Raw genomic sequence first — 23,075 nt, forward strand, 5'->3', positions numbered from 1 at the left:
ACGGGCAAGGGGAGTGACATGACCATCATTGATCTGATCGGCGCGGCCATCGGCTGCGGAGCGCAAGACGACGGCTGCAAGGACGGCCCGCGTGCGCTGCTGGAGGCCGGCGCGCTGGCGCGATTGCAGACGCCGGACACGCACGCCACGCTCGTGCACGACATCGAACTGGCGATGTCGGCGGGGCACAGCCGTTCAGCACGGCTGGCGGCACTCCCGGGCGTCGCCGGTTTCTCGCGCGCGCTCGCCGATGCGACCTCGCACAGCCTGCACGAGGGGCATGTGCCCGTCATCATCGGCGGGGACCACTCGTGCGCGATCGGCACGTGGTCGGGCGTGGCAAACGCCTTGCGGCCGGAGGGTCCGCTCGGCCTGATCTGGATCGACGCCCATCTCGACAGCCACACACCGCAGACGAGCGATTCCGGCGCCATCCACGGCATGCCGCTGGCGGCGCTGCTTGGCCACGGCGCAGCGGCCCTCACGCAAGTTCGCGATGCCGCGCCCAAGCTGTTGGCGGAACACGTGGTGGTGATCGGCGCGCGCAGCTATGAGCCCGCCGAACGCGCGTTGCTCGACTTGCTGGGTGTGCGCGTGATCGACGCTGCAGAAGTGGCACGCAACGGCCTGCGCGCCGTGATGGCCGACGCCATCCGCCAAGTCAAATCGGGCACGGCGGCCTTTGGCGTGACACTCGATCTGGATGCCTTCGATCCGGCCGTCGCACCGGGCGTCGGCACGCCCGAAACAGACGGGCTCACCGCGCTGGGCATGGCCCAGGCACTCGCCGCTTGCGCACGCGATGCGCGCTTCGCAGCCTTCGAACTGGTGGAATACAACCCGCGCCACGACAAGGGCGGGATCACAGCACATCTGGCGCTGGACCTGCTGGGCAGCGTCGCGGGCGCGTTGCACGCCCAGCGCCGCGAGTATGCGACGGCAGCGTAGTCGTCTTAGTCCTTGATGCGGAAGACTTCCACCCCGACCGACTCACAATCCGGATACACATCCGGCTTCTCCGTCGACACCCGCGCGGCCAGCACATGCGGGTGTTTGAGCATGGCCGTCAGCACGTCATCGCACAGCGTTTCCTGCAAGTGAATATGGCCTTGCGCCATGCGGCGCGCCACGGTCTCCCGCATGAAGTCGTAGTCCACCACTTCGTGCAGCTTGTCTTCCGTGGGCGACGAATGCTCCAGGGGCACGTACAGCTCGATATTGATCAGGACGCGCTGCTCGCCCTTCTTCTCGAATTCATGCACGCCGATGTTGATCTGCACTTCGTAGTTGCGCAGGAACATGCGGCGGCAGTGCGACAGGCGCGGGTGGGATAGCAGGGAAAGCATGGGAGCGTCCGGGGGGAGAATTATTCAGTGAGGAACATCACGTCGCGGGCCAGCGGCATCAGATGCTGGCCTCCGTCGACGAACAGCGTGGTACCGGTGACGGCACGCGCGGTGGCGAGGTAGCACACGGCATCGGCGATATCTTCCGGCGTGGACGACTGGCCCAGCGGCGTCATCTGGTGTGCGCGTGCAAATCCGCCTTGCGACTGGTCGCCCGACACCATCGTGATGCCCGGCGCCACGCCCACCACGCGCAGCGCGGGCGCCAGGGCCTGCGCAAGCTGCATCGTGGCGGTCGACAACGCCGCCTTCGACAACGTGTAAGAGAGGAAATCCGGGTTCAGGTTAACGAGCTTCTGATCGAGCAGATTGATGACGACGCCGCGGCCCCCGGCGCCATCGGCAGTCAACGCACGGTGCAGCTCGCGCGACAGCAACAGCGGCGCCGCAACGTTGGTACGCATGTGCGTATCGAGCGACGCATAGCTGAAACTGGTCGCCACGTCGTACTGGAACAGCGACGCATTGTTGACCAGGCAGGTGGGCGTACCCAGTGCAGCGATGCAATCGGCAATCAGGTGGCCGGCGGCGGCTTCGTCCGACAGGTCGGCCTGCAACACCGCGGCGCGGCGGCCCATGGCGGTGATCTCGGCGGCCACGGCGTCGGCCTCGGTACGCGAGCGGTGGCAATGCACGGCCACATCCCAGCCGTGGCGGGCCAGGGCCAGGGCGATGACGCGGCCCACGCGGCGGCCTGCGCCTGTGACAAGGGCGATGCGCCGCTGTGTAGCGGAATCTGCGGTCGATTCCGCAGTTGACTGGATGGGCGTCTGCGCCATTGTTTACAATCCGGCGATGAGCAAAACCGTGAGTTTACCGCTTCCCAACGAGGCAGCGCAGGCGCAGTCCGCGCACCTGTTCGCCGTGATCGCCGACGCCATTGCAGCCGCCGGCGGCTGGCTCCCGTTCGACCGCTACATGGAACTGGCGCTCTACGCGCCCGGCCTGGGCTATTACAGCGGCGGCGCGGCCAAGTTCGGCCGCCGCGTGGAAGACGGCGGCGACTTCATCACCGCACCCGAACTGACGCCATTCTTCGGCCGCACCGTGGCGCACCAGATCGCGCAGGTGCTGCAGGCATTGCCCGAAGGCCAACGCCACGTGCTGGAATTTGGCGCCGGCACCGGCAAGCTGGCCGCCGACATCCTCATCGAACTCGAAGCGCTGGGCGCGCGCCCCGACAGCTACGGCATCGTCGAACTCTCTGGCGAGCTACGCCAGCGCCAGCAGGAACGCCTGAGCGCGCTCGGCGCCGACCTGGGTGCGCTCGCCCAATGGCACGACACGTTGCCCGCGCCGTTCACTGGCGTGATGATCGGCAACGAAGTGCTCGATGCGATGCCCGTGTCGCTGTGGTCGCGGCGCGGCGGCGTGTGGCACCAGCGCGGCGTGACGCTCGATGCCGAAACCGGCTTGCAATGGGATGACCGGCTCGTTGATCCGTCAGAGGTGCCCGCCAAGCTGGCCGCGCTGCCGGGCACGGAGGATCTCGTCACTGAATCGCACGAAGCCGCCGAGGGTTTCATCCGCAGCGCGGGGGCGGCCCTTGCGCGCGGCCTGCTGCTGCTGATCGACTACGGTTTCCCGGCCGCCGAGTACTACCACGCGCACCGCGCCAACGGCACGCTCATGTGCCACTACCGCCAGCACGCGCACGACGATCCGTTCTGGCTACCGGGCTTGCAGGACATCACCGCGCACGTCGATTTTTCAGGGATTGCCCAGGCGGGCCAGGAGGCCGGGCTGGAACTGCTCGGCTATACGAGCCAGGCGCGTTTTCTGTTGAGCGCCGGCGTAGGTGAGCTGCTGATGACGCTGGATCCGTCGGACCCGATGCAGTTTCTGCCGGCGGCCAGTGCCGTGCAGAAGCTGCTGTCGGAAGCGGAGATGGGCGAGCTGTTCAAGGCCATCGCGCTGGGCAAAGGCATCGATGCCGCGCTGCCGCTGGCCGGCTTTGCAGATGCCGACCGCTCGAACCGTCTAGGCTGACGCGGCCTTAGCCGCCAGGGCGCGTTCGGTCTGCTCGGCTTCGTAGCGGCCGATCGTGCCGCGCATCCACCACAACAGCGCCAGGCCCGGGAAGGCAAACGCCACCGTCATCAGATAGAACGCGGGCCAGCCATAGGCCTCCACAAGGTAGCCCGAGGTTGGCCCGACGTACACACGGCCGATGGAAGCCAGCGCTGACAGCAAGGCATATTGCGTCGCCGAGAACGACCGGTTGCACAGCGCCATCAGAAGCGCCACAAAGGCCGCCGTGCCCATGCCGCCGCAGATGTTCTCGATGCCGATGGCCACCGCCATCGTCCACAGATGCTGCGGCGTGACGGCCAGCACCCAGTAGCCCAGGTTCGACACTGCCTGCAGCACCCCAAAGAGCAGCAGCGCGCGCACCAGCCCCAGCCGCACCATCAGCGTGCCGCCGTACAACGCACCGATGATGGTGGCCGCCAACCCGAGAGTCTTGTTGACGATGCCGACCTCACCGGCGGAAAAGCCCACACCACGGATCAGGAACGTGGTCGACAGGCTGCCCGCAAACGCATCGCCCAGCTTGTAGAGCACGATCAGCGCCAGCAGCGCCCAGGCGCCACGGCGCGAGAAGAAGTCCCGCAGCGGCCCGACCACAGCCTCCTGCAGGTTGCGCGGCGGGCGGGCCGACACCTCCGGCTCGGGCGCCCACAGCGTCGTGATGATGCCCAGCGCTATCAGCCCGGCCATCAGCAGGTACATGTTGCTCCAGCCCATCACGCGATCGGCCAGATACAACGCCAGGCCGCCCGACACCAGCATCGCCAGCCGATAGCCGAGCACCTTCACGGCCGCGCCGACGCCGCGCTCGCTCGTATGCAGCACATCGGTGCTGTAGGCATCGAAGACGATGTCTTGCGACGCCGACAGAAACGCGACCAGCACCGCCAGCCCGGCCAGCGCCCAGAGTGCGGCGTGTGGCGGCGTGAACGCCATGGCGGCAATCGACGCCACCAGCCCCGCTTGCGTCAGCACCAGCCAGCCGCGCCGGCGGCCCATGAGCGGCGGCGTGAAGCGGTCCATCAACGGCGCCCACAGGAACTTGAAGATGTACGCCTGCCCCACGAGCGAGAACAAACCGATGGTGCGGATATCCAGCCCCTCCACCGTCATCCACGCCTGCAGCGTGCCCGAGGTGAGCGCCAACGGCAGGCCGGAGGCGAAGCCCAGCAGCAGCATCGCGCCGATGCGGCGGTTGCGGAAAATATCGAGGTAATCGTGAAAGGTCATGCGGCGGGCCGGAGGCGAAGGCGAATGCGGGTTGCCACGTAGCGTGGCACGGTGCGTTGGCCGATATTATGTCGCACGGATTCGGCCCCTCACCCATATGCCCCGCGTAACACGCTCCCTGCTGACCGCTATCGGCCTCGCGCTATCCACATGGGCAATCGCCATGGACGGCCCGCTGCCCGTGCCCGCCGACGGCGTGAAGCTGGAGGCGCCGACCACCACGTCGCCCAACATCCGCCTTGTCATCCCGGCCGAGGAAATCGACAGGCGCGCGCAGGCCGAATACAAGGGGATCATTGACAACGCCGCCCACGAAGGCGCGCTCGCGCCCGACAACGTGCCGGACCTGATCCGCATCCGCAGCATCGTCAGGCGCCTCACGCCGCAGGCGCCGCGCTGGAACCCCGACGCCGCTCGCTGGCAGTGGGAGGTCAACCTGATCGGCTCGTCGCAGGTAAATGCGTTCTGCATGCCCGGTGGCAAGATCGCCGTGTTCTCGGGGCTGGTCGAGCAGTTCAAGCTGACAGACGACGAACTCGCCATGGCGCTCGGCCACGAGATCGCGCACGCGCTGCGCGAGCACGCCCGCGCACGCGCCGGCCAGCGCGAGATCACCAACCTGGGCGCCAACGTCATCTCGCAATTGTTCGGCTTCGGCAACCGGGGCGATACGGACCTGGGCGAAGGCGCCAAGATGCACTTGCTGGCCTTCTCCCGAGCGGAGGAAACCGAGGCCGACCTGGTCGGCATGGACATCGCCTCCCGGGCCGGCTACGACCCGCGCGCCGCGCTCACGCTGTGGCAGAAAATGGGTTCGATCGGCGGGGCGGAGCAGAAACAGTTTTTATCGACGCACCCGTCGGGACGCACGCGCATGGTTGTGCTGTCACGCCATCTGCCCGAAACGCTCACGCTGTTTGCCGACGCCCGACATATGCCGATGGCGAAGCTGCCGGAATATCGGTCGAACATGCAATATCTGGGCGCCGCGCCTGCTGATAATGGCGATGAGGCGCCGATGCGGCCGATGGTGCGGCGGTAGGCAACAATCAACGCGCCTGCGGCTGTCCGCCAGAACCGGGATGCTGTACCGCATCGGCCTGCGCCGTGTGCGGTCGATGCGCGCGCCGCGACAACGCCATCCCCGCCACCGTCGCGCCCAGAATCAGCACCGCCCCGCCCGTCTGCATCGGGCTGAACCACTCCCCCAGCACCAGTGCACCCAGCACGGTGGCCGTGAGCGGGCTAAGCAGCGAGAGGAACGTCACGTCTGCGCCCAACACGCCAATGCCGCGCACCCACAGCCAGTAACCCAAGGCTGTGCCGATGACGATGAGGTACGCAAAGCCCACCGCATTGCGCGCCGTCAGCGCGGGCGGCAGACCTTCCACGAATAGCGCCACCGGCAGCAGCACCAGCCCGCCCAACGCGAGTTGCCACGCGGCCACCGCCAACGGCGTGCCGATTCGGCCCCAGCGTTCGATCAGCACAGTGCCAGTCGCCATCGACAGCGCGGCGGCCAGCGCCGCCACCACGCCAATCGCATCGAGCTTGGCCGCTGGGCCGAGAATCAGCAGCCCCACGCCCACCGAACCCGCCAGCGCCGCCGCCAATTGCGCCGGACGCGGCTTGCGCGCAAGCAATGGCCACGCGAGCAGCGCGACCACCAGCGGTTGCGCCGACATGATCGTCGCCGCCACGCCGCCCGGCAGGCGCTGCGCCGCCACGAACAGCAGCGCGAAGAACACGCCAATATTTGCCAGCCCGAGAAACAGCAGCGGCAGCAGCTTGCTACGCGGCGGCAGGCCGGGGCCGAGCAGCATCAGCAGCACACCCGCCGGCAGCGCACGCAGCGCGCCGACCAGCAAGGGGTGACCGACGGGCAACGTCTGCGTGAAAACGAGATACGTCGTGCCCCACAGCACCGGCGCCACAGCGGTGACCACCATCACGATCAAGCGGTTGAACGGCATGATAAATCTCCACGTTACGTAATTTGATATCGAAATAAATAAGCCGAAAAAAAAAGCTCGACTGAGCATGCGCTTGGTGGGCGGCGTTGGACCTTCGTAAGGTGGGGGGCGGGGTCGGCATTGAAGCGACACACCCACGACGACCGACCGATTGCCTCGCACCTGCAAACCCGATACGATGCCAAGAATCTCGACATCAAGTAGTTTGATGTGGAAATATAAGACGAGGCTTTCAATGGGTCAAGGCGATTCCACACCCGCACAGGGGGCTCCGATGGACGGCATCCTCGCGCAATGGCGGCGCGAGCGCCCAGACATCGATCCGAGCCCAATGGCAGTCTGCGGCGATGTCTGGCGCGCCGGCGAGCGGCTGCGCACCGGCGTGGTGGCCAACGTGGCCGGCGCGGATCTGGACATGGCCGGTTTTGACGTGCTGCTCACGCTGCGCCGCAACGGCCGTGAGCAAGCGCTGTCGCCCTCCACGCTGGCCAAGGACATGATGCTGTCCACCTCCGCCATGACCAACCGGCTCGACCGGCTGGAAAAACGTGGCCTGATCGCCCGCAGGACCGACCCGGACGACCGGCGCGGGCTGCAGATCGTACTGACCGATGCAGGCTTTGCGCTGGTCGATGGGCTGGTCGCCTCGCATGTGGAGACGGAGGAACGGATGCTCGCGGCGTTGAGTCAAGCGGAGCGGGCGATGTTGCGGGAGCTTCTGGGGAAGATCGGCGGGCCAGCATGAAATGCTCAGCCGATGGGGCGCTTGCCATCGAGAATCATCGCGCCGCGCGCAAGCCCCGGAGCACCGCCGTCCAATCCCGTCATGCCGGCTAAGGCTCCAGCGCGAAAAGAATCTCCACCTGGCTGTCTACGGCCTGCGGGCCGTGCCAGCAGTGATAGACCTCGCGACTCTCGCCGGAAAGGCGACAGCCCTGCGATGCGACCGCCTGCAACAACGCCGCATAGCCATTGAAGAGTCCGTCGAGCGGCCCTTGATAGATGTGCGTTGCGCACGTCGTGTCTGCCAACGTCTTCAGCACATGCTCGCCGTGGTAGGCAAGTTCTGTCCGCACAGGCAGGCAGAACTCGATCTCGCACGGGGTGTCGCGGTCATGCGGCAGATTGTAGTAGACGAACATCCACGGACCACTGACCGTCATGCCGTGCGCGACGGCGTCGGCCTCGATCGCCGCGCAAACAACGGACGCCTCCCCGCCCACTTCGGCGAGCGTGATGCGACGCGGCGCGCTGAGCACCAGGATCGCCGGGACAACCTTGATTTCCATTGAGCACCCTTTCTTCTTGGAGCCGAGACGTTCCCCCGCACGGCCCCGGGCTCGGCACCGCGCGACAAGTTCGCCATCTTGCCGCGCATTGGGTACTGCCACCAGCGTTATTGCCCCGAACATGCCCGCGCCGTCAGCCGATCCGCAGCTTGCAGCAACACCCCCGTAAGAAGACGGGTCGCACAACCGGCCATTCGTCTTTACGATGGCGCCTCACGTACGCGCGTGACGCGCCAACCTGGAGGAACCTGTGAGCCTGACCATCCTGTGTGTGCTGGTGATCGTGGCAGCGGTGTGTGCAGCACGCGGCCGACGTCGGGCTGCACGCGGGCTGGCAGTGTTCTCCGGTGTGCTGGTGATGGCGATCGGCTGCGGGCCGGTGCCGGCATGGCTGCTCGATTCGCTGGAAAAGCCGTTCGAGAACGAGCAGCACATCCAATGGAACACGCGCAATGCCATCGTGCTGCTGGGCGCGGGCACGTTCCGCGTGGGCGACGCGGTCGAGCCCGGGCTGTTCTCGTATCCGCGCCTGGTGGAAGCCGCGCAGTTGTACCAGGCGTGCCGCAAGGCCGATGGCGATTGCAAGATCCTCGTCAGCGGCGGCGATGCCCGTCACCACGGCGAGCCGGAAGCCACGGTATATGGCCGCGAACTCGTCGCCCTCGGCGTCAACAAGGCTGACGTGCTGGCGGAGCCCAAAAGCATGAACACGTGGCAGAACGCACAGTTCTCGCGCACGGTGCTTGCGCAATACGCGCCCGATCGCACCGTGCTCGTGTCGTCTGCCATTCATCTGCGTCGCAGCCTGCTGTATTTCACGCACTTCGGCATGGCACCGACGCCCGTACGCGCCGACGATCTGCAGGCCGCAGCATCACCCTTGCCGATGGCGTACAACTTTGCGCTGACGGATTTCGCGCTGCACGAGTGGATCGGCATCGCGCGCTATCACGTGTACAACGCGCTGGGCTGGAACCCCGCGCGCATCCACCCCGGCGACGCGTGATCCGACCCCACAACGCCTGAGCATTCGAAGCCCCGCTCTAGTGCTTCCGGAGGGGAGCAAAAATCCGGCGCCGGCCTATACTTTGTGCATCGCAACATCCGGGCATCGCAATGCGCCACCTCGGCCGTATTGAAGCTCACCGCCTGATCACTGTGGCCAAGCTCGCTTGCCACCACCCGCCCACCGGGCGCGGCCATCCCTGACGGGAATCGCCGACGATTCCTGCGCCAGCAAGCGGGCCGCTGCGTAAGCAGCGCGCCCGCCCCGCCAGCCACACCTCAGAAGCAAACCAACAAGCAAGGGGAACCCTCATGCCTCAAGTCACGGCAAGCAAGCTGCCGGTCAAACTGCTCGCGCTCGTCTTCGGCGCCGTTGCGGCGCTCGTAATCGGGCGGACTTTCCTGTTGAACTGGCAGATCATTCCGCCCGGCTACACGGGCATCAAGATCAACCGGCTCGTCGATCGCGGCATCACGCATGAAAACGTCGTCACCGGGTTCGTCTTCTACAACCCCGTGCAGACGTCGATCATCCAATATCCGACTTACGTGCAGCGCGTGATCTGGACGCAAGACGTGAATGAAGGCCGCGCACTCAACGAAGAGTTGACCTTCAACACCAAGGACGCCGTCCCCGTGAATGTCGACGTCGCCGTCTCGTACCAGCTCGACCGCGACAAGGTGCCGGCGTTCTACACCAATTTCCGCGCCGATCGCATCGAGACCTTCACGCACGGCTACCTGCGCGACACCGCGCGCAACGTGATCGTCGCCATCGGCTCGGAATACAACTTCGACGACGTGAACGGCGGCAAGAAGGAAGAGTTTGTTGCGCGGCTGACCCAGGAGCTGGACACGCGACTCGCGCCGCTGGGCGTGTCGATCAAGCAGTTCGGCATCGTCGGCTCGCTGCGTCCTCCGCGTGCGTTGCTCGATGCGGTGAGCGCCAAGACCAAGGCCATCCAGGACGCGATCCGCACCGAGAACGAAGTGCGCTCGGCGCAGGCCGAGGCCAAGAAGAAGGTGGCGATTGCCGAAGGCGAAGCCGCTGCCAACCATGCGCTGGCTTCGTCGCTGGATGACCGCCTGCTTGCGTGGGAGCGCCTGAAGCTCGAACGTGCCGCCATCGAGAAGTGGAACGGCGTGACGCCGAGTGTGATGGCAGGCGGCAACGGCGGTGGCATGCTGTTCAACATCCCGGCAGGCGCGCAAAGCAAGTAAGCCGCGCCGCCAAAGAAAAACGCGCCCGAAGGCGCGTTTTTCGTTTCAGCGGTCTTGGCGATCAGCTGGCAAAACCGGGGGCGGCTTCGCGCACGGCATGCTCGGCGCCGGCAGCGGGAATCGGCGCTTCCACATGCAGGCTGGTCGCTTCATCCACGCCCAGGTGCACGTTCATGCATTGCACCGCGGCGCCGGCCGCACCTTTGCCCAGGTTGTCCAGACGCGCGGTGACGACCATGCGCTCGTCCGAGCCGAACACGAACAGGTCGGCACGGTTGGTGTCGTTGGCGCCCTGCACGTCGAAGAAGCCGTTGTCGAGCGTCGCGACGTTGTCGGCCGGAGCCACGCGGATGAACTGCTCGCCCTGATAGTAATCGGCCAGCACGCGGGCGATGTCCGCCGGGCTCACCTTGCGTGCCAGGTGCTGCGGGTGCAGGCCAATCGTCACGGCCAGGCCCTTGAGGAAGTTGCCGACCACCGGCGTGAAGATCGGCGCGAGGCTCAGCTGGCTTTGCACGCGCATCTCGGGCAGGTGCTTGTGCGCCAGCGCCAGCGCGTACGGACGCGGGCTGTCCAGCTTCGGGTTATTGGCGGCGAGGTAGTCGGCAATCATCTGCTTGCCGCCGCCGCTGTAGCCGGTGAGCGAGAACGCGGTGACCGGGTAGTCGGCCGGAACGATGCCCGCTTCCACCAGCGGGCGCATCAGCAGCACGAAGGCGCTGGCGTGGCAGCCCGGCACAGCGATGCGCTTGGTGTTGCGCAGGCGCTCGCGCTGGCCCTTGGCCAGTTCGGGCAGGCCGTAGACCCAGTCGTCCGACGTGCGGAACGCGGTGCTGGCGTCGATGATGCAGGTGTTCGGGTTGTTGACCAGCGAGACGGCCTCGCGCGAGGCGACGTCCGGCAGGCACAGGAATGCGACATCGGCGGCATTCAGGAATTTGGCGCGCTCGGCAGAATCCTTGCGCTTGTCTTCGGCGATGCGCAGCAGCTCGATATCGTCGCGTTGCGACAGATAGTCGAGCAGGCGAAGGCCGGTGGTGCCTTCCTGACCGTCGACGAAAACCTTGAATGCCATGGTGATCTCGCTAAAAAACAGTGGGCAGAAAACACAGCGCCGGCCCTGTGCCAGCGCGTGAGTTTTGCATTGTAGCGGCTGACGGAGAAATTTCTGCGGCAGCGCAATAAAGTGATTCCTGTTCCGCCTGGGCGTGCTTACCAGTGCGGTTTCGTGTCGTAATCGATGGTCAGCGGCGCGTGGTCGCTGAACTTGATGTCCTTGAAGATCGACGTGCGGCGGGCGGTGGCGGCAATACCCGGCGTGGCAATCTGGTAATCGATACGCCACCCGACGTTCTTTGCGTAGGCCTGGCCGCGGTTGCTCCACCACGTGTACTGCTCGGGACGCTGGTCGAGCGTGCGGAACACGTCCACATAGCCAACCTCGTCGAAGAGCTTGGTCAGCCACGCGCGCTCTTCGGGCAGGCAGCCGGAGTTCTTCTGGTTGCCCTTCCAGTTCTTGATGTCGATTTCCTTGTGGACGATGTTGACGTCGCCGCACAGCACGACCTCGCGGCCCTTTTCGTGGCGCAGGTCGATCAGGTGCTGCATGAACAAGTCCATGAAGCGGAACTTGGCCTGCTGGCGCTCTTCGCCGCTGGAGCCCGACGGCACGTAGACCGAGATGATCGACAACTTGCCGTAGCGGGCCTCCACATAGCGGCCTTCGGCATCGAACTCGCCGTTATCGAAGCCGACAATGACCTCGTCCGGCTTGTGGCGCGTGTACAGGCCAGCGCCGCTGTAGCCCTTCTTCACCGCGTGCTGAAACACGCCGTGGTAGCCATGCGGCGCCAAGAATTCGGGCGTCATGTCGTCTTGCGCGCATTTCAGTTCCTGCACGCAGACGAAATCGGCGTCCTGCTTGCCCATCCAATCGAAAAAGCCTTTGCTGGCAGCGGAGCGAACGCCGTTGAGGTTGGCGGAAATGATGCGTAACATGGCGGGACTTTTTTGCAGACCAGAGAAAAAAGATGAGCCAAAACAGCGAGTTGCGCCAATCCTTCATCCGCTTTGCGGTGGAAGCCGGCGTGCTGTCGTTCGGGGAATTCGTGACCAAGGCGGGGCGGACGTCGCCCTATTTCTTCAACGCCGGCAAGTTCGCAGACGGCGCCCTGCTGGGCCAAGTCGCGCAATTCTATGCGAAAACCCTGCTGGACTCGGGTGTCGAGTTCGACATGCTGTTCGGGCCGGCCTACAAGGGCATCACGCTGGCGTCGGCCACCGCCGTCGCGCTGGCGGGCCTGGGCCGCAATGTGGGCTTTGCGTACAACCGCAAGGAAGCCAAGGACCACGGCGAAGGCGGCAGCCTGGTCGGCGCGAAGCTGCAAGGGCGGGTGGTGATCGTCGATGACGTGATTTCTGCCGGCACCTCGGTGCGCGAGTCCGTTGAGCTGATTCGCGCCGCTGGCGCGACGCCGGCTGCCGTGCTGATCCTGATGGACCGGATGGAGCGCAGCGGCAACGCGATCGATATCGGCGAGCGCTCTGCAGTGCAGGATGTCCAGGCTCAATACGGCATGCCGGTGGTCTCGATTGCCAATCTCGATGACTTGCTGGGATACCTCGATGGCGCGGGCGATCCGGCATTGGCCGGGTATCGCGCGAAGGCCGCTGCCTATCGCGACAAGTACGGCGTCAGCGCGGCCTGACGCGTTCCGACGTCACAAAACCCCGGCAGAACTGGTTTGCCGGGGTTTGTTTTTGGGGATGGGCGCGCCGGTGTGACGCCCCGCCCCCCCCTATTCCACCTTCAAGCCGTTAAAAGCCGGGTTCCCCGCCGGATACTCCGGCTTCAATCGCTCCATCACGCCCAGCAGAATTTCGGCCACCATCAGGCTGCGGTGCGACTTGGAATTGGCTGGGATGACGTGCCACGGTGCGTGCGGGGTGGCGGTCGCGTTGATGGCGTCTTCGTAGGCCGTCATGTACTCGTCCCAGTAGCCGCGCTCCTCAATGTCCGCCATGCCGAGCTTCCAGTGTTTGTGCGGGTCGTCGACACGCTCCTGCAGGCGGTCGCGCTGCTCGTCCTTGGAGATATGCAGAAAGCATTTGACGAGGGTGGTGCCGGTCTCCGCCAGCATCCGTTCAAATGCGTTGATATGCGCGTAGCGACGCTTGCATTCGGCCGCATCGATGTCGCCGTGCACGCGCGTGACGAGCACGTCTTCGTAGTGGCTGCGGTTGAAGATCACGATCTCGCCCGCAGCGGGCACCTCGGCGTGCACGCGCCACAGGTAGTCATGCGCCAGTTCCAGCGGCGTAGGCGTCTTGAATCCAATCACCCGCAGGCCCAGCGGATCGAGTGCGCGGAACACCGTGCGCACGGTCCCGTCCTTGCCTGCGGTGTCCATACCCTGCAGCACCACCAGGAGCTTGCGCCGATGCTCCGCATAGAAGATGTCCTGCAACGTCTCGATGCGCATGGACAGCTCGGCCAGGCGCTCCAGGTCGCTCGCCTTGCTGCCCGTGGTGCAGGGCTTGGCCGCCGGATCGAACTTGGCGATCTTGAACTTGGTGCTGCCGTCGAAATACCAGTCGTCTAGCGCAGACTTGCCGTTGGATGCCAAGAGACCTCCTTCCTTGTCGCTCTAAGCGGGCGGACGCCAACCCGCGTGGGCTCAGTGCGCTGCCGTCAGATTCAGCGCATCCAGATCCAGGGTGCCTTCGAAGACGGTCGTGGCAGGGCCGGTCATCATGACCGGCTGGCCGACGCCCGCCCAGGCGATGGTCAGGTCGCCACCGTGCGTGGCCACTTTCACGGGCGAGTCCAGCAGACCGCGCCGGATGCCGGCCACCACAGCCGCGCAGGCGCCCGTCCCACACGCAAGCGTCTCGCCCGCGCCGCGCTCGTACACGCGCAGGCGCACGGAATGGCGATCGACGATCTGCATGAAGCCCGCATTCACGCGACGCGGAAACACGGCATGCGATTCGATCAGCGGGCCGTCTTCCAGCACGGGAAAGGCTTCCGTGTCGTCGACGATCTGCACGGCGTGCGGATTGCCCATCGACACGGTGGACAGCCATTCAGTACGGCCGTTGATTTGCAGGCCGTGCTGCGTGTCGTCGCCTTCGACGCGGGTGGGCAGACCTTCGGGCAGGAACGGCAGGCGCGCCGCCTCGAACACGGGCGCGCCCATGTCGACGGTCACCTGGCCGTCGTCCTGCATCGTCAGCGTGGCGATGCCGTTCATGACTTCCACGCGCACGGTGCGCTTATCGGTCAGCCCCCGGTCGGTGACGAACTTGACGAAGCAGCGTGCGCCGTTGCCGCAGTGCTCCACCTCGCCGCCATCGTGGTTGAAGATGCGATAGCGGAAATCGACGTCGGGCCGAGTCGAGCGCTCGACCAGCAGGAGCTGGTCGGCCCCCACGCCAAAGTGGCGGTCGGCAATGGCGGCCCATTGCTCGGGCGTGAAGTCGATCGGGGTCTGGATGCCGTCGAGCACGACAAAGTCGTTGCCCGCGCCGTGCATCTTGGTGAAGTGCAGTTTCATGGCGGGCCGCACAGATGCGGCGATGAGCGTTCGGAAAACACCCATTCTAAAGCGAGCCGGCCGCAGTTGCCCTGGCCGGCACCGGCATCAATAAATGCCCGGCACGCCCTCGGGACGGTGCTTGAAGCGCTTGTGCACCCAGTAGTACTCGGTGATGCGCGGGCGGATGGCGTCTTCAAAGAAGGCGTTCATGCGGCGCGTGTCGGCGGTCAGGTCACCCGTGGGGTAGTTCTCCCACGCGGGCAGGATGCGCAGCGCATAGCCTTCGTAATTCGGCAGGATCTCGGTGTACATCGGCACGACCTTGGCGCCGGTCATCGACGCCATGCGCGGGATGGCGTTGAGCGTAAGCGCGGGCACACCAAAGAACGGCACGAACTCCGAGTCGCGCTCGCCGAAATCCATGTCGGAGATGAGCTGCAGCGCCTCGCCGCGCTTGATGGTGCGCATGATCTGGCGGATGTTCTCGTTGCGCGACACCATGGTCGCGCCAAAGCGGCTGCGCAGCGCCTTGATGGCGTCGTCGAGCACGGGGTTGGCCATGCGCGTGTACAGCGAGCAGCCCGCGTTGCCGACGTTCTTGCGCAAATAGTCCGTCAGCGCCAGCGCGCCGATCTCCACGCCCGACAGATGCAGCGTGACGAGAATGTGCGGCTGGCCGTGCAGCGCCGGCAGATTGGCCTGGTCGTCGATCTTGACCACGCGCATCAGGCGCTCTTCGGATGCGAACCACGCAAACGAGCGCTCGGCAAAGCTGCGGAAGACCTTGCGGAAGACGTCATGCGCCATGGCTTCGCGCTCGGCCTCGGACTTCTCGGGAAAGCACGCGCGCAAGTTGGCCAGCACCACGCGGCGGCGGCCATTGGGAATGCGGTACAGCAGCCCGCCCAGGCCTTCGCCGAAACGCGCGACAAAGCCGTATGGCAGGAAGGACAGCAGCCACAAGAAGCCGAGTCCGAGATTGGCAGAGAAACGTTCCATAAAGGCAGCAGTGTCAGGCAGCGGGCGGAGCGTCCGCGCCCGCGGGGTGCTTGTAGCGGTTATAGCCCCAGAGATATTGCGTCGGCGCCAGGGCAATCAACTGTTCGATGGCGGCATTGATACGGGTAGCGGCCTGCGTCGCGTCTTCGGGCAGATCGCCGATCTCATGCACGTGCAAGCGGTAGCCCGTGCCGCGTGGCAGCCGCTCGGCAAACAATGCCACGACGGGCGCACCTGTCAGCCGATGCAAACGGTGCACCAGCGTCATCGTGTAGGCGGGCTTGCCGAAGAACGGCGCCCATACACCCTCGCCGCCGGTGGGCGTCTGGTCGGGCAGGATGCCAATGGCCTCGCCGCGCTTGAGTGCGCGCACCAGCATGCGCACGCCGCGCGGGTCTGCCGGGGCCATCTGCATGTTAGGCCCCGCGCGCATGTTCTCGATCCAGGTGCGCAGACTCTCCTTGCGCGGCGGCTTGAACAGCGAGGTGACCGGATGCTCACGCGCATAGGCCTGCGGCAGGACTTCAAAGCAGCCCAGATGCGGCGTGAGGAAAATCAGGCCGCGTCCGCCCGCAAGCGCGCGTTCAATGGCAGATCGACAAACGTCGAACAGATGAGGGGCAACGTCCGCCCCGTTCTTGCGTACCCAGAAGTACGGCATCTCGAACACCATCCGGCCGGCGGAGCGGCCCGCCTCCTTGAGCATGGCGGGCGTGGCATCGGGATAAGCGTGACGGAAGTTGGCGATGAGCCGGTCGTGATAGCGGCCGGGCACCTTGGCCGCCAGCGCTCCCAGCCAGCCGCCCAGCGCCTGCAGCGCGGATAGAGGCAAGCGTGAAAACAGCCAGAACAGGAAGGTCATGCGTGCGGTCGCAGCAATGTGTTGGTCGCAGTCGACAGGGGAGCAGGGTCTTGATAGGCCTTGCTGCGGCCCCGAAAAGTGCCGCGTATAATAGCGCGATTCGCCGAGTTAACTGACAACTTGCGGGGCGAATCCTTGCTTGGCCACAAACCTCGGCAAGGTTGCTAAATACCGCTAAAGCGTCGCCGGCCGTGGCTCAACGGATTGGCAACGTGATAGCCAATCTGGAGCTAACAGCCGTGTCAAACGACTTCCTCTTCACCTCGGAGTCGGTCTCCGAGGGCCATCCCGACAAGGTCGCCGACCAGATTTCCGACGCCATCCTGGACGCCATCCTCGCCCAGGACAAATATGCGCGCGTCGCAGCAGAAACGCTGTGCAACACCGGCCTGGTGGTGCTCGCGGGTGAAATCACCACGTCGGCCAATGTCGACTACATCCACGTCGCGCGCGAAACCATCAAGCGCATCGGCTACGACAATACCGACTACGGCATCGACTACAAGGGCTGTGCCGTCCTCGTCGCTTACGACAAGCAGTCGCCGGATATCGCCCAGGGCGTCGACCGCGCATCGGACGACTACCTGAACCAGGGCGCCGGCGACCAGGGCCTGATGTTCGGCTACGCGTGCGATGAGACACCCGAGCTGATGCCCTTCCCGATCTACTACGCGCACCGCCTGGTCGAGCGCCAGTCGCAACTGCGCCGCGACGGCCGCCTGCCCTGGCTGCGCCCGGACGCCAAGTCGCAGGTGACGGTGCGTTATGTGGACGGCAAGCCGCACAGCGTGGATACCGTGGTGCTGTCCACCCAGCACGCGCCCGAAATGTCGCAAGAGGCCATCCGCGAAGCCGTGATCGAAGAGATCATCAAGCCGGTGCTGCCCTCGCACATGCTGGCCGACACCAAGTACCTGGTGAACCCGACCGGCCGCTTCGTCATCGGCGGCCCGCAAGGCGACTGCGGCCTGACCGGTCGCAAGATCATCGTCGACACGTACGGCGGCGCGGCCCCGCACGGTGGCGGTGCGTTCTCGGGCAAGGACCCGTCGAAGGTCGATCGCTCGGCGGCGTATGCCGCGCGCTATGTGGCCAAGAACGTGGTGGCCGCCGGTCTGGCGCGCCAGTGCCAGGTGCAGGTGAGCTACGCGATTGGCGTGGCACGCCCGATCAACATCACCGTGTACACGGAAGGTACCGGCGTGATCCCGGACGAGCAGATCGCCAAGCTCGTGCACGAACACTTCGACCTGCGCCCAAAGGGCATCGTGCAGATGCTGGACCTGCTGCGCCCGGTCTACGAAAAGACCGCCGCGTACGGCCACTTCGGCCGCGAAGAGCCGGAGTTCAGCTGGGAAGCCACCGACAAGGCGCTGCTGCTGCGCGAGGCGGCCGGCCTGGCCGGCGAGCCGGCCAAGGCGTTTGCCTGAGCCAGCTTGGCACCAAAGAGAAACCGCCCTTCGGGGCGGTTTTTTGTTGCGCGGCCATAGTGATCAAGCCGCCGTCACGCGAAAAGCTCGCCAACGTGGCGAGTTGCCATAGCGTGCGCGAATGCCCTGACGCAGTTCGGCCGCGTTGGCGTATTGGAACAGCCCGTTCTCGATGTCGTAGAAGAGTTCGCGGCCGGCGCGCGTGTCCACGGCGGTCGCGTGGCCGTAGTTGGACAGCCAGTACACGCCCGGCGCACCGGTCACAGTATCAAGCAGGGCATCAAAGGTGACCGCGTTGGCGACCTGCACGCCGTGCAGATCCACATTGCCCAGCAAGGTCAGCACGTCCTGGCCATTGCCATTCGGATCCCAGCGGAACTTGACCTGCAAGATGCCGGCGCGCAGCTTGCCCGGGTCGGAATCCTTGGGTGCGATCGCGGCGTCCAGTGTGTTCTTACACCAGAGGGCGCTGGCGGCTGCGCACCAGCCCAGGCGGCGTTCGATGTCGGTACCGCCGCCTTGCGTCTGTAGGCTCGAATAGTTGTTGTGCGATGTGTAGAGCGTCTGTTCTGCCATGATGTGGCCTCGTAATCCATCGGCGTGAAGCACCGGCATGTGCGCCGGCGCACCGCAAGGACGGCCCCCACGGCACAACCCACTCTAGGGACGCCAACGCAACGCCGATATGCGCCGCATGTGCCCAACCACGCCCCATGGCAGGCGGCACGGGTTAAAGATCACGGCAGGCAATTGCGCAATTTCGATCAGGCGCGACAAGCCCGCCGGCGATACCGTATCGCCACCCAGGAGCCACCCCATTGACCACCGCCACCGACCGCTACCTCGCCCGCTTGCGCGCCGTGCTGGCACACATCGACGCCCATCTGGAAGACACGCTGGACGTGGATGGGCTGGCCGAAGTGGCCGCGTTTTCCAGATACCACTTCCACCGCCAGTTCTCGTTGCTGTTTGGCATGAACGTCGGACGCTATGTGCAGTTGCTGCGCCTGAAGCGCGCCGCGCATCAACTCGCCTATCGCGACGATGCGCGCATCACCGACATCGCGCTGGCATGCGGGTACGAGGGGCCGGAGGCATTTGCGCGGGCGTTCCGCAGGCAGGCGGGGCAATCGCCGTCGGCATTTCGGGCGGCACCGGAGTGGGCACCCTGGGCCACCAATCTACAGGCGCTGCGCGCCCTCAGGAGCCAACACATGCCAGCACAACCGCAATCCCAGTCCGTCGAGATCGTTGAGCGCGAGGCCGTGGCCGTCGCGGCCATCGAGCACCGCGGTGATCCATCGCGCCTGGGCGAGACCCTCCGCGCGTTCATCGCCTGGCGCCGCGAGCATCGGCTGCACCCAAGCGTTTCGGCCACGTACAACGTCGTCTACGACAACCCCGACGATGTGCCGCCCGAGGCGTTTCGCATGGACATCTGCGCGGCCACGCACGCGCCGGTCGAATCCAATGCTGCGGGCGTGGCGGGCAAGACGCTGGCGGACGGCCGTTACGCCGTGCTGCGTCACACGGGCGCCGACGACACGCTCGGCCAGAGCGTTGCGTACTTGTATGCCGATTGGTTGCCGTCGAGCGGCGAGGCGTTGCGCGACGCGCCGCTGTTGTTCCAGCGCGTGCGCTTCTACCCCGACGTACCCGAGCACGAAGCCGTGACGGACGTGCTGCTGCCGCTCAAGTAAGCGATCAGGCGTCCAGGTGGATCTGGATGCCGGTGGCCGTGTAGATGGCCGTGGCCTTGAAGCCGTCCACCACCACCGACGAGAACTGGCGGTTGCTGCCCGCGCCATCCACCACGGCGATGGTGTCGCCCACCTTGGGCGTGTAACCGTTCACGAACTTCACGTGCAGCGTGCCGCCGGCGATTGTGGTGAGGCCGGCCACGCTCAGCTTGCCCTGGCCGTTCGGGCCGATGGCGAGGTCGAGCGTGGTGCCCTGCAGTTGCGTGAACTTGCCCGCAATGGCCACCGCCGCCGGCGCGTTGACGGCCAGCGTGCCGGCGCCCACGTACACGTCGCCCGTGCCGAATGCGTTGGCCGAATCAGCCTCCAGCACGCCGCCTGCGATCTGCGTGCCGCCGGTGTAGGTATTGGCGCCGGCCAGACGCAGCCTGCCGGTGCCTTGCAGCGTGAGCTTGCCTGCGCCGGAGATGGCATTGCGCCACGTATCGGCCGCGTTGAAGCCACCCTGCGTTGCATCCATCGACACGATCACGTTGCCATTGAAGGCACCGTAGCCGTCCGCCGCAGCAAACAGGTTGAGGCGACCCCAGCCTTCGGCGTCATCCAGCACGGGGTAGCCGGATGCCAGTTCCGTCGTCTTGAGCACCACGCGGCGTTGGTCGGCGCTCAGGTACGGGAAGCGCGTTTCGAGCAGCACCTCGGCGCCTTTGGGCACCACCGGCGCCAGCGTCGTTGCGCCGATTTGCGTGAAGCCAAAGGTCATGCGGCGCGTGAAATTGGCCTGGTTGGTGGCGTAGTCGGCAAAGCGGTCGGTGGCCGGCGTGCCGGACTGGGCCAGCGCCGGGAAGCTGGTGGCATCCGTGCCCGTCTGCGCCATCAGGGCGGTGTGCGCCTGCGTGAAGGCGGCGGATTTGAGCGTGGCGTTGGCCGGGTCGGCCAGGTTGGCAGCGGCCGAGGCAATGCCGAGCATGCGGCCGGACATCACGTCCAGCGGCGAATGCATGCCGGCCAGGATGCGGTTCTCGCCCAACTCCATGCCGCGCGCCAGGATCTGCTGGAAGCGTTCGGGCACCAGATACGCCATCGCCACGGTATCGCGCACGGCTTCGGCGGAGTGGCCGCTGATGAAGCCGCCGTCGGTGGCGGGGGTCGGGCTCTCGGCCGGCACCAGCGTCGGCACGACGACCACGCTGCTGCTCCAGCGATACGGCCGCGCGTATTTGTAGAAGCGCTTGGCCGGCTCGGTGGACGCGTTGTTGCCCACCGTGTTGATCAGGTCGACCACTTTGCCGAAGGCGGTATTGCCGCCCGAGGTGCCCACGCCCGTGTTGTTGCCGCTGTCGTTGTAGAGCACGGTGGTCGCATCGGCCGGCACGGTGGTGATGGACGTGGTCTGCTGCGCGAGTGTGCGCCACGCGGTGGTCAGCGGCCCCATGCCGTCGCTCACGCTGTAGCCCTTGCCGCGGCGGTCGTCAAAGTACGCTGCATCGGCCTGGGCCTGCGTGCGGTTGGTGGTGGCGTTCACCACGTATTGAACGTTTGCGTTCAGGACCGGCAGATTGAGCTGCGTGCCGCCGGCCGTGCCGTCGTTGGGCAAACCCGTCCATGTGGAGGCGACCACCGCCGGGAACGCCCCGTTGGCCGGTGCGTTCACACCCGCGTCGACAATCTCCGTGAGCGGCTGCCAGAGGTCCAGAAAGCGCGTGAACAGGCGCACGCCAGCATTGGTGCCGAGCGTGGCGTAGCGCGCATCGCCGCGCTGGTTGGTGGCGATGTTGTCGACGAACGCCGGTACGCCGCTGGCCACGGCGGCCGTGTCGACAAAGCCCGGGTCTGCCGGCGGCGCCGGAATGGCCTGCGTGGTGGCAACTGGCGTGCCGCTGTTGGTCGTGTCGTCCCCGCCGCCGCACGCGGTGAGCGCGAGGGCGCCGAAAAGCGCAACGAGGCTGGTGCAAAGACGCGGGTGGGAAAACGCAGGGCGGGCAGTGAAGGACATGGTGCAGTGGGCTGGGGACCCGAAGAGAGCGCTGAAAAACCCAGCAGTCTCTGCACGCACCATGAAAAATGCGTGACGCTTCGTTTACAAATTCGCGCGCCCTGCGCCCTACGTTGGGGCATGTCAGATCATGACAGCGCTGACGGTGCGTTATGTCACAGCGTGATAGAATCGCCGGCTGCGTTTTTTGACTTTGGTGAAGCCTGGTCCGGGCCATCGCCGTCCGTCGACCATGTCCGCTTCATCCTTGCATCCCGCTCTGCGCCGCTGGCTCCACAGCTTCATTCCTGCACCCGTGACGGTGCGCTGGAGCGAGCGCGTGCGCTCTGCCGTCGGCGCACTCGTCGGTATCCTCTTTACCGGCACGATGATGAAGATGGTGCCGGGGGCTTCCACGCTGATCCCGCTGCTGGTCGCTCCGATGGGCGCGTCTGCCGTGCTGCTGTTTGCGGTGCCGGCCAGTCCGCTCGCGCAGCCGTGGTCGATCATCGGCGGCAATCTGGTCGCCGCCACCGTGGGCGTGACGTTCGCGCTGCTGGTGGATGATCCCGTCGTTGCATCCGCGCTGGCAGTCTCGGCCGCCATTGCCGGCATGTTTGCACTGCGCTGCGTGCACCCGCCTTCGGGCGCGGTGGCGCTCACCGCCGTGATTGGCGGCCCGGCCGTGCATGCGCTGGGGTATCGCTTCGTGCTCGAGCCGATCCTGATCCAGTCGGCGCTGCTGCTGGTGGGCGCGCTGGTGTACCACGCCGCCACCGGCCACCGGTATCCGCACGCACACCGCCTGCCCGCCGCCGAACGCCCGCCGGCCACCGCGGGCTTCACGCGTGACGACATCGTGGCCGCGCTGCGCCGCCAGAGCGAACTGCTCGACATCGACCCCGAAGACATCGAGGCCGTGCTGCGCGAGATGCAGCTCCAGGCCTACACCCGCACGTTCCAGGCGCTGACCTGCGCCGACATCATGTCGCAGCCGGCGATTGCCGCCGCCCCGGGCACGTCGATCCCGCGCGCACTGCAGCTGCTGCGCCAGCACGGCATCAAGGCGCTGCCGGTGGTGGACGGGCAGCAGCGCGTGACGGGCATCGTCACCCGTGCCGACCTGCTGGGCCTGAACCCGCGCGACCTGCGGCAGACGCTGCGCCACTGGTTCAGCATCGGCACCCTCACGCCGCCGCGCGTGGCGCACCACATGAAGACGCACGTACAGACCATCCAGGCCGGCGCCCCCATGTCGGAGCTCGTGCCGCTGTTTGCCAGCGCCGGACACCACCACATCCCCGTGGTCGACACCGATGGCAGGCTGGTCGGCATCATCACCGAATCGGACCTGGTGGGCGGGCTGTACCGCCAGGCCACCATTGAGCCGAAGGCGGCCTGACGCGCGCGCTTGCG

At 66.0% G+C, this 23,075-nt stretch carries 23 protein-coding genes; 10 read left to right on the forward strand and 13 right to left on the reverse strand.

From position 1 onward, the window contains the following. Positions 1-18 precede the first annotated feature (18 nt). Positions 19-948: an arginase gene (locus R2N16_RS03355; RefSeq protein WP_316664149.1), complete on the forward strand. Its 930-nt coding sequence runs from the start codon at positions 19-21 to the stop codon at positions 946-948. 5 nt (positions 949-953) lie between these two features. Here R2N16_RS03355 and R2N16_RS03360 read toward each other — a convergent pair whose 3' ends face one another. Beyond that, positions 954-1,346, reverse strand: coding sequence for a dihydroneopterin aldolase (locus tag R2N16_RS03360; protein ID WP_316664150.1), 393 nt, complete (start codon positions 1,344-1,346; stop codon positions 954-956). A gap of 20 nt (positions 1,347-1,366) precedes the next feature. Continuing rightward, complete coding sequence (locus R2N16_RS03365; RefSeq protein WP_316664151.1) at positions 1,367-2,185, reverse strand: SDR family oxidoreductase; 819 nt, start codon at positions 2,183-2,185, stop codon at positions 1,367-1,369. A 16-nt stretch (positions 2,186-2,201) separates the two neighbouring features. Here R2N16_RS03365 and R2N16_RS03370 point away from each other — a divergent pair, with 16 nt between their 5' ends. Next, entirely contained in the window at positions 2,202-3,395 is a 1,194-nt protein-coding gene (locus tag R2N16_RS03370; RefSeq protein WP_316664152.1) for a class I SAM-dependent methyltransferase, read from the forward strand. Here the strand turns inward: R2N16_RS03370 and R2N16_RS03375 are convergent. Next, entirely contained in the window at positions 3,387-4,667 is a 1,281-nt protein-coding gene (locus R2N16_RS03375; protein ID WP_316664153.1) for a muropeptide transporter, read from the reverse strand. The two genes, R2N16_RS03370 and R2N16_RS03375, sit on opposite strands and share 9 nt — an antisense overlap. A gap of 97 nt (positions 4,668-4,764) precedes the next feature. On the opposite strand from R2N16_RS03375, the gene R2N16_RS03380 reads away from it, so the two are divergent. Further along, the gene (locus R2N16_RS03380) at positions 4,765-5,709 is read left to right on the forward strand and encodes a M48 family metallopeptidase (protein ID WP_316664154.1); all 945 of its coding nucleotides are present in this window, start codon (positions 4,765-4,767) and stop codon (positions 5,707-5,709) included. 7 nt (positions 5,710-5,716) lie between these two features. On the opposite strand, the gene R2N16_RS03385 is transcribed toward R2N16_RS03380, so the two are convergent. After that, the gene (locus R2N16_RS03385) at positions 5,717-6,640 is read right to left on the reverse strand and encodes an EamA family transporter (protein WP_316664155.1); all 924 of its coding nucleotides are present in this window, start codon (positions 6,638-6,640) and stop codon (positions 5,717-5,719) included. 235 nt (positions 6,641-6,875) lie between these two features. On the opposite strand from R2N16_RS03385, the gene R2N16_RS03390 reads away from it, so the two are divergent. After that, positions 6,876-7,385 (forward strand): MarR family winged helix-turn-helix transcriptional regulator, encoded by a 510-nt coding sequence (locus R2N16_RS03390; RefSeq protein WP_316664156.1) that lies wholly within the window; start codon positions 6,876-6,878, stop codon positions 7,383-7,385. Positions 7,386-7,473: 88 nt separating this feature from the next. Here R2N16_RS03390 and R2N16_RS03395 read toward each other — a convergent pair whose 3' ends face one another. Beyond that, positions 7,474-7,929, reverse strand: coding sequence for a GyrI-like domain-containing protein (locus tag R2N16_RS03395; RefSeq protein WP_316664157.1), 456 nt, complete (start codon positions 7,927-7,929; stop codon positions 7,474-7,476). Between the two features lie 250 nt (positions 7,930-8,179). On the opposite strand from R2N16_RS03395, the gene R2N16_RS03400 reads away from it, so the two are divergent. Then, positions 8,180-8,935 carry a YdcF family protein gene (locus tag R2N16_RS03400; RefSeq protein ID WP_316664158.1) on the forward strand — a complete coding sequence of 252 codons (756 nt, stop codon included), beginning with the start codon at positions 8,180-8,182 and terminating at the stop codon, positions 8,933-8,935. 311 nt (positions 8,936-9,246) lie between these two features. Next, positions 9,247-10,155 carry a prohibitin family protein gene (locus R2N16_RS03405; RefSeq protein ID WP_316664159.1) on the forward strand — a complete coding sequence of 303 codons (909 nt, stop codon included), beginning with the start codon at positions 9,247-9,249 and terminating at the stop codon, positions 10,153-10,155. A 61-nt stretch (positions 10,156-10,216) separates the two neighbouring features. Here the strand turns inward: R2N16_RS03405 and argC are convergent, their stop codons facing one another. Together argC and R2N16_RS03415 are read right to left on the reverse strand one after the other, a co-directional pair. Next, on the reverse strand, positions 10,217-11,230 hold the full coding sequence (gene argC, locus R2N16_RS03410; protein ID WP_316664160.1) for an N-acetyl-gamma-glutamyl-phosphate reductase: 1,014 nt from the start codon (positions 11,228-11,230) through the stop codon (positions 10,217-10,219). A gap of 137 nt (positions 11,231-11,367) precedes the next feature. Beyond that, complete coding sequence (locus tag R2N16_RS03415; protein WP_316664161.1) at positions 11,368-12,153, reverse strand: exodeoxyribonuclease III; 786 nt, start codon at positions 12,151-12,153, stop codon at positions 11,368-11,370. A 32-nt stretch (positions 12,154-12,185) separates the two neighbouring features. On the opposite strand from R2N16_RS03415, the gene pyrE reads away from it, so the two are divergent. Then, a complete protein-coding gene (pyrE, locus tag R2N16_RS03420) occupies positions 12,186-12,863 on the forward strand; it encodes an orotate phosphoribosyltransferase (RefSeq protein WP_316664162.1) in 678 nt (225 codons plus the stop codon). Between the two features lie 90 nt (positions 12,864-12,953). Here the strand turns inward: pyrE and R2N16_RS03425 are convergent, their stop codons facing one another. The 4 genes from R2N16_RS03425 to R2N16_RS03440 form a co-directional block, all read right to left on the reverse strand. Continuing rightward, a complete protein-coding gene (locus R2N16_RS03425) occupies positions 12,954-13,781 on the reverse strand; it encodes a polyphosphate kinase 2 family protein (protein ID WP_316664163.1) in 828 nt (275 codons plus the stop codon). A 51-nt stretch (positions 13,782-13,832) separates the two neighbouring features. Next, a complete protein-coding gene (dapF, locus tag R2N16_RS03430; RefSeq protein ID WP_316664164.1) occupies positions 13,833-14,711 on the reverse strand; it encodes a diaminopimelate epimerase in 879 nt (292 codons plus the stop codon). Positions 14,712-14,798: 87 nt separating this feature from the next. Continuing rightward, positions 14,799-15,692: a lipid A biosynthesis lauroyl acyltransferase gene (locus tag R2N16_RS03435; RefSeq protein WP_316664165.1), complete on the reverse strand. Its 894-nt coding sequence runs from the start codon at positions 15,690-15,692 to the stop codon at positions 14,799-14,801. A 13-nt stretch (positions 15,693-15,705) separates the two neighbouring features. Further along, positions 15,706-16,554: a lysophospholipid acyltransferase family protein gene (locus R2N16_RS03440; protein WP_316664166.1), complete on the reverse strand. Its 849-nt coding sequence runs from the start codon at positions 16,552-16,554 to the stop codon at positions 15,706-15,708. Positions 16,555-16,793: 239 nt separating this feature from the next. Between R2N16_RS03440 and metK the strand changes: the two genes are divergently transcribed. Next, complete coding sequence (gene metK / locus R2N16_RS03445; protein ID WP_199030949.1) at positions 16,794-17,984, forward strand: methionine adenosyltransferase; 1,191 nt, start codon at positions 16,794-16,796, stop codon at positions 17,982-17,984. Between the two features lie 63 nt (positions 17,985-18,047). On the opposite strand, the gene R2N16_RS03450 is transcribed toward metK, so the two are convergent. Further along, entirely contained in the window at positions 18,048-18,560 is a 513-nt protein-coding gene (locus tag R2N16_RS03450; protein ID WP_316664167.1) for a hypothetical protein, read from the reverse strand. A 242-nt stretch (positions 18,561-18,802) separates the two neighbouring features. Between R2N16_RS03450 and R2N16_RS03455 the strand changes: the two genes are divergently transcribed. Further along, positions 18,803-19,684, forward strand: coding sequence for an AraC family transcriptional regulator (locus R2N16_RS03455; protein WP_316664168.1), 882 nt, complete (start codon positions 18,803-18,805; stop codon positions 19,682-19,684). Positions 19,685-19,688: 4 nt separating this feature from the next. Here the strand turns inward: R2N16_RS03455 and R2N16_RS03460 are convergent, their stop codons facing one another. After that, positions 19,689-21,680 (reverse strand): acid phosphatase, encoded by a 1,992-nt coding sequence (locus R2N16_RS03460; RefSeq protein ID WP_316664169.1) that lies wholly within the window; start codon positions 21,678-21,680, stop codon positions 19,689-19,691. 232 nt (positions 21,681-21,912) lie between these two features. On the opposite strand from R2N16_RS03460, the gene R2N16_RS03465 reads away from it, so the two are divergent. Continuing rightward, on the forward strand, positions 21,913-23,061 hold the full coding sequence (locus R2N16_RS03465) for an HPP family protein (protein WP_316664170.1): 1,149 nt from the start codon (positions 21,913-21,915) through the stop codon (positions 23,059-23,061). Positions 23,062-23,075: the final 14 nt, after the last annotated feature.

The sequence above is a fragment of the Ralstonia psammae genome, from assembly GCF_958405935.1.
GTDB classification, from domain to species: Bacteria; Pseudomonadota; Gammaproteobacteria; order Burkholderiales; family Burkholderiaceae; genus Ralstonia; species Ralstonia psammae.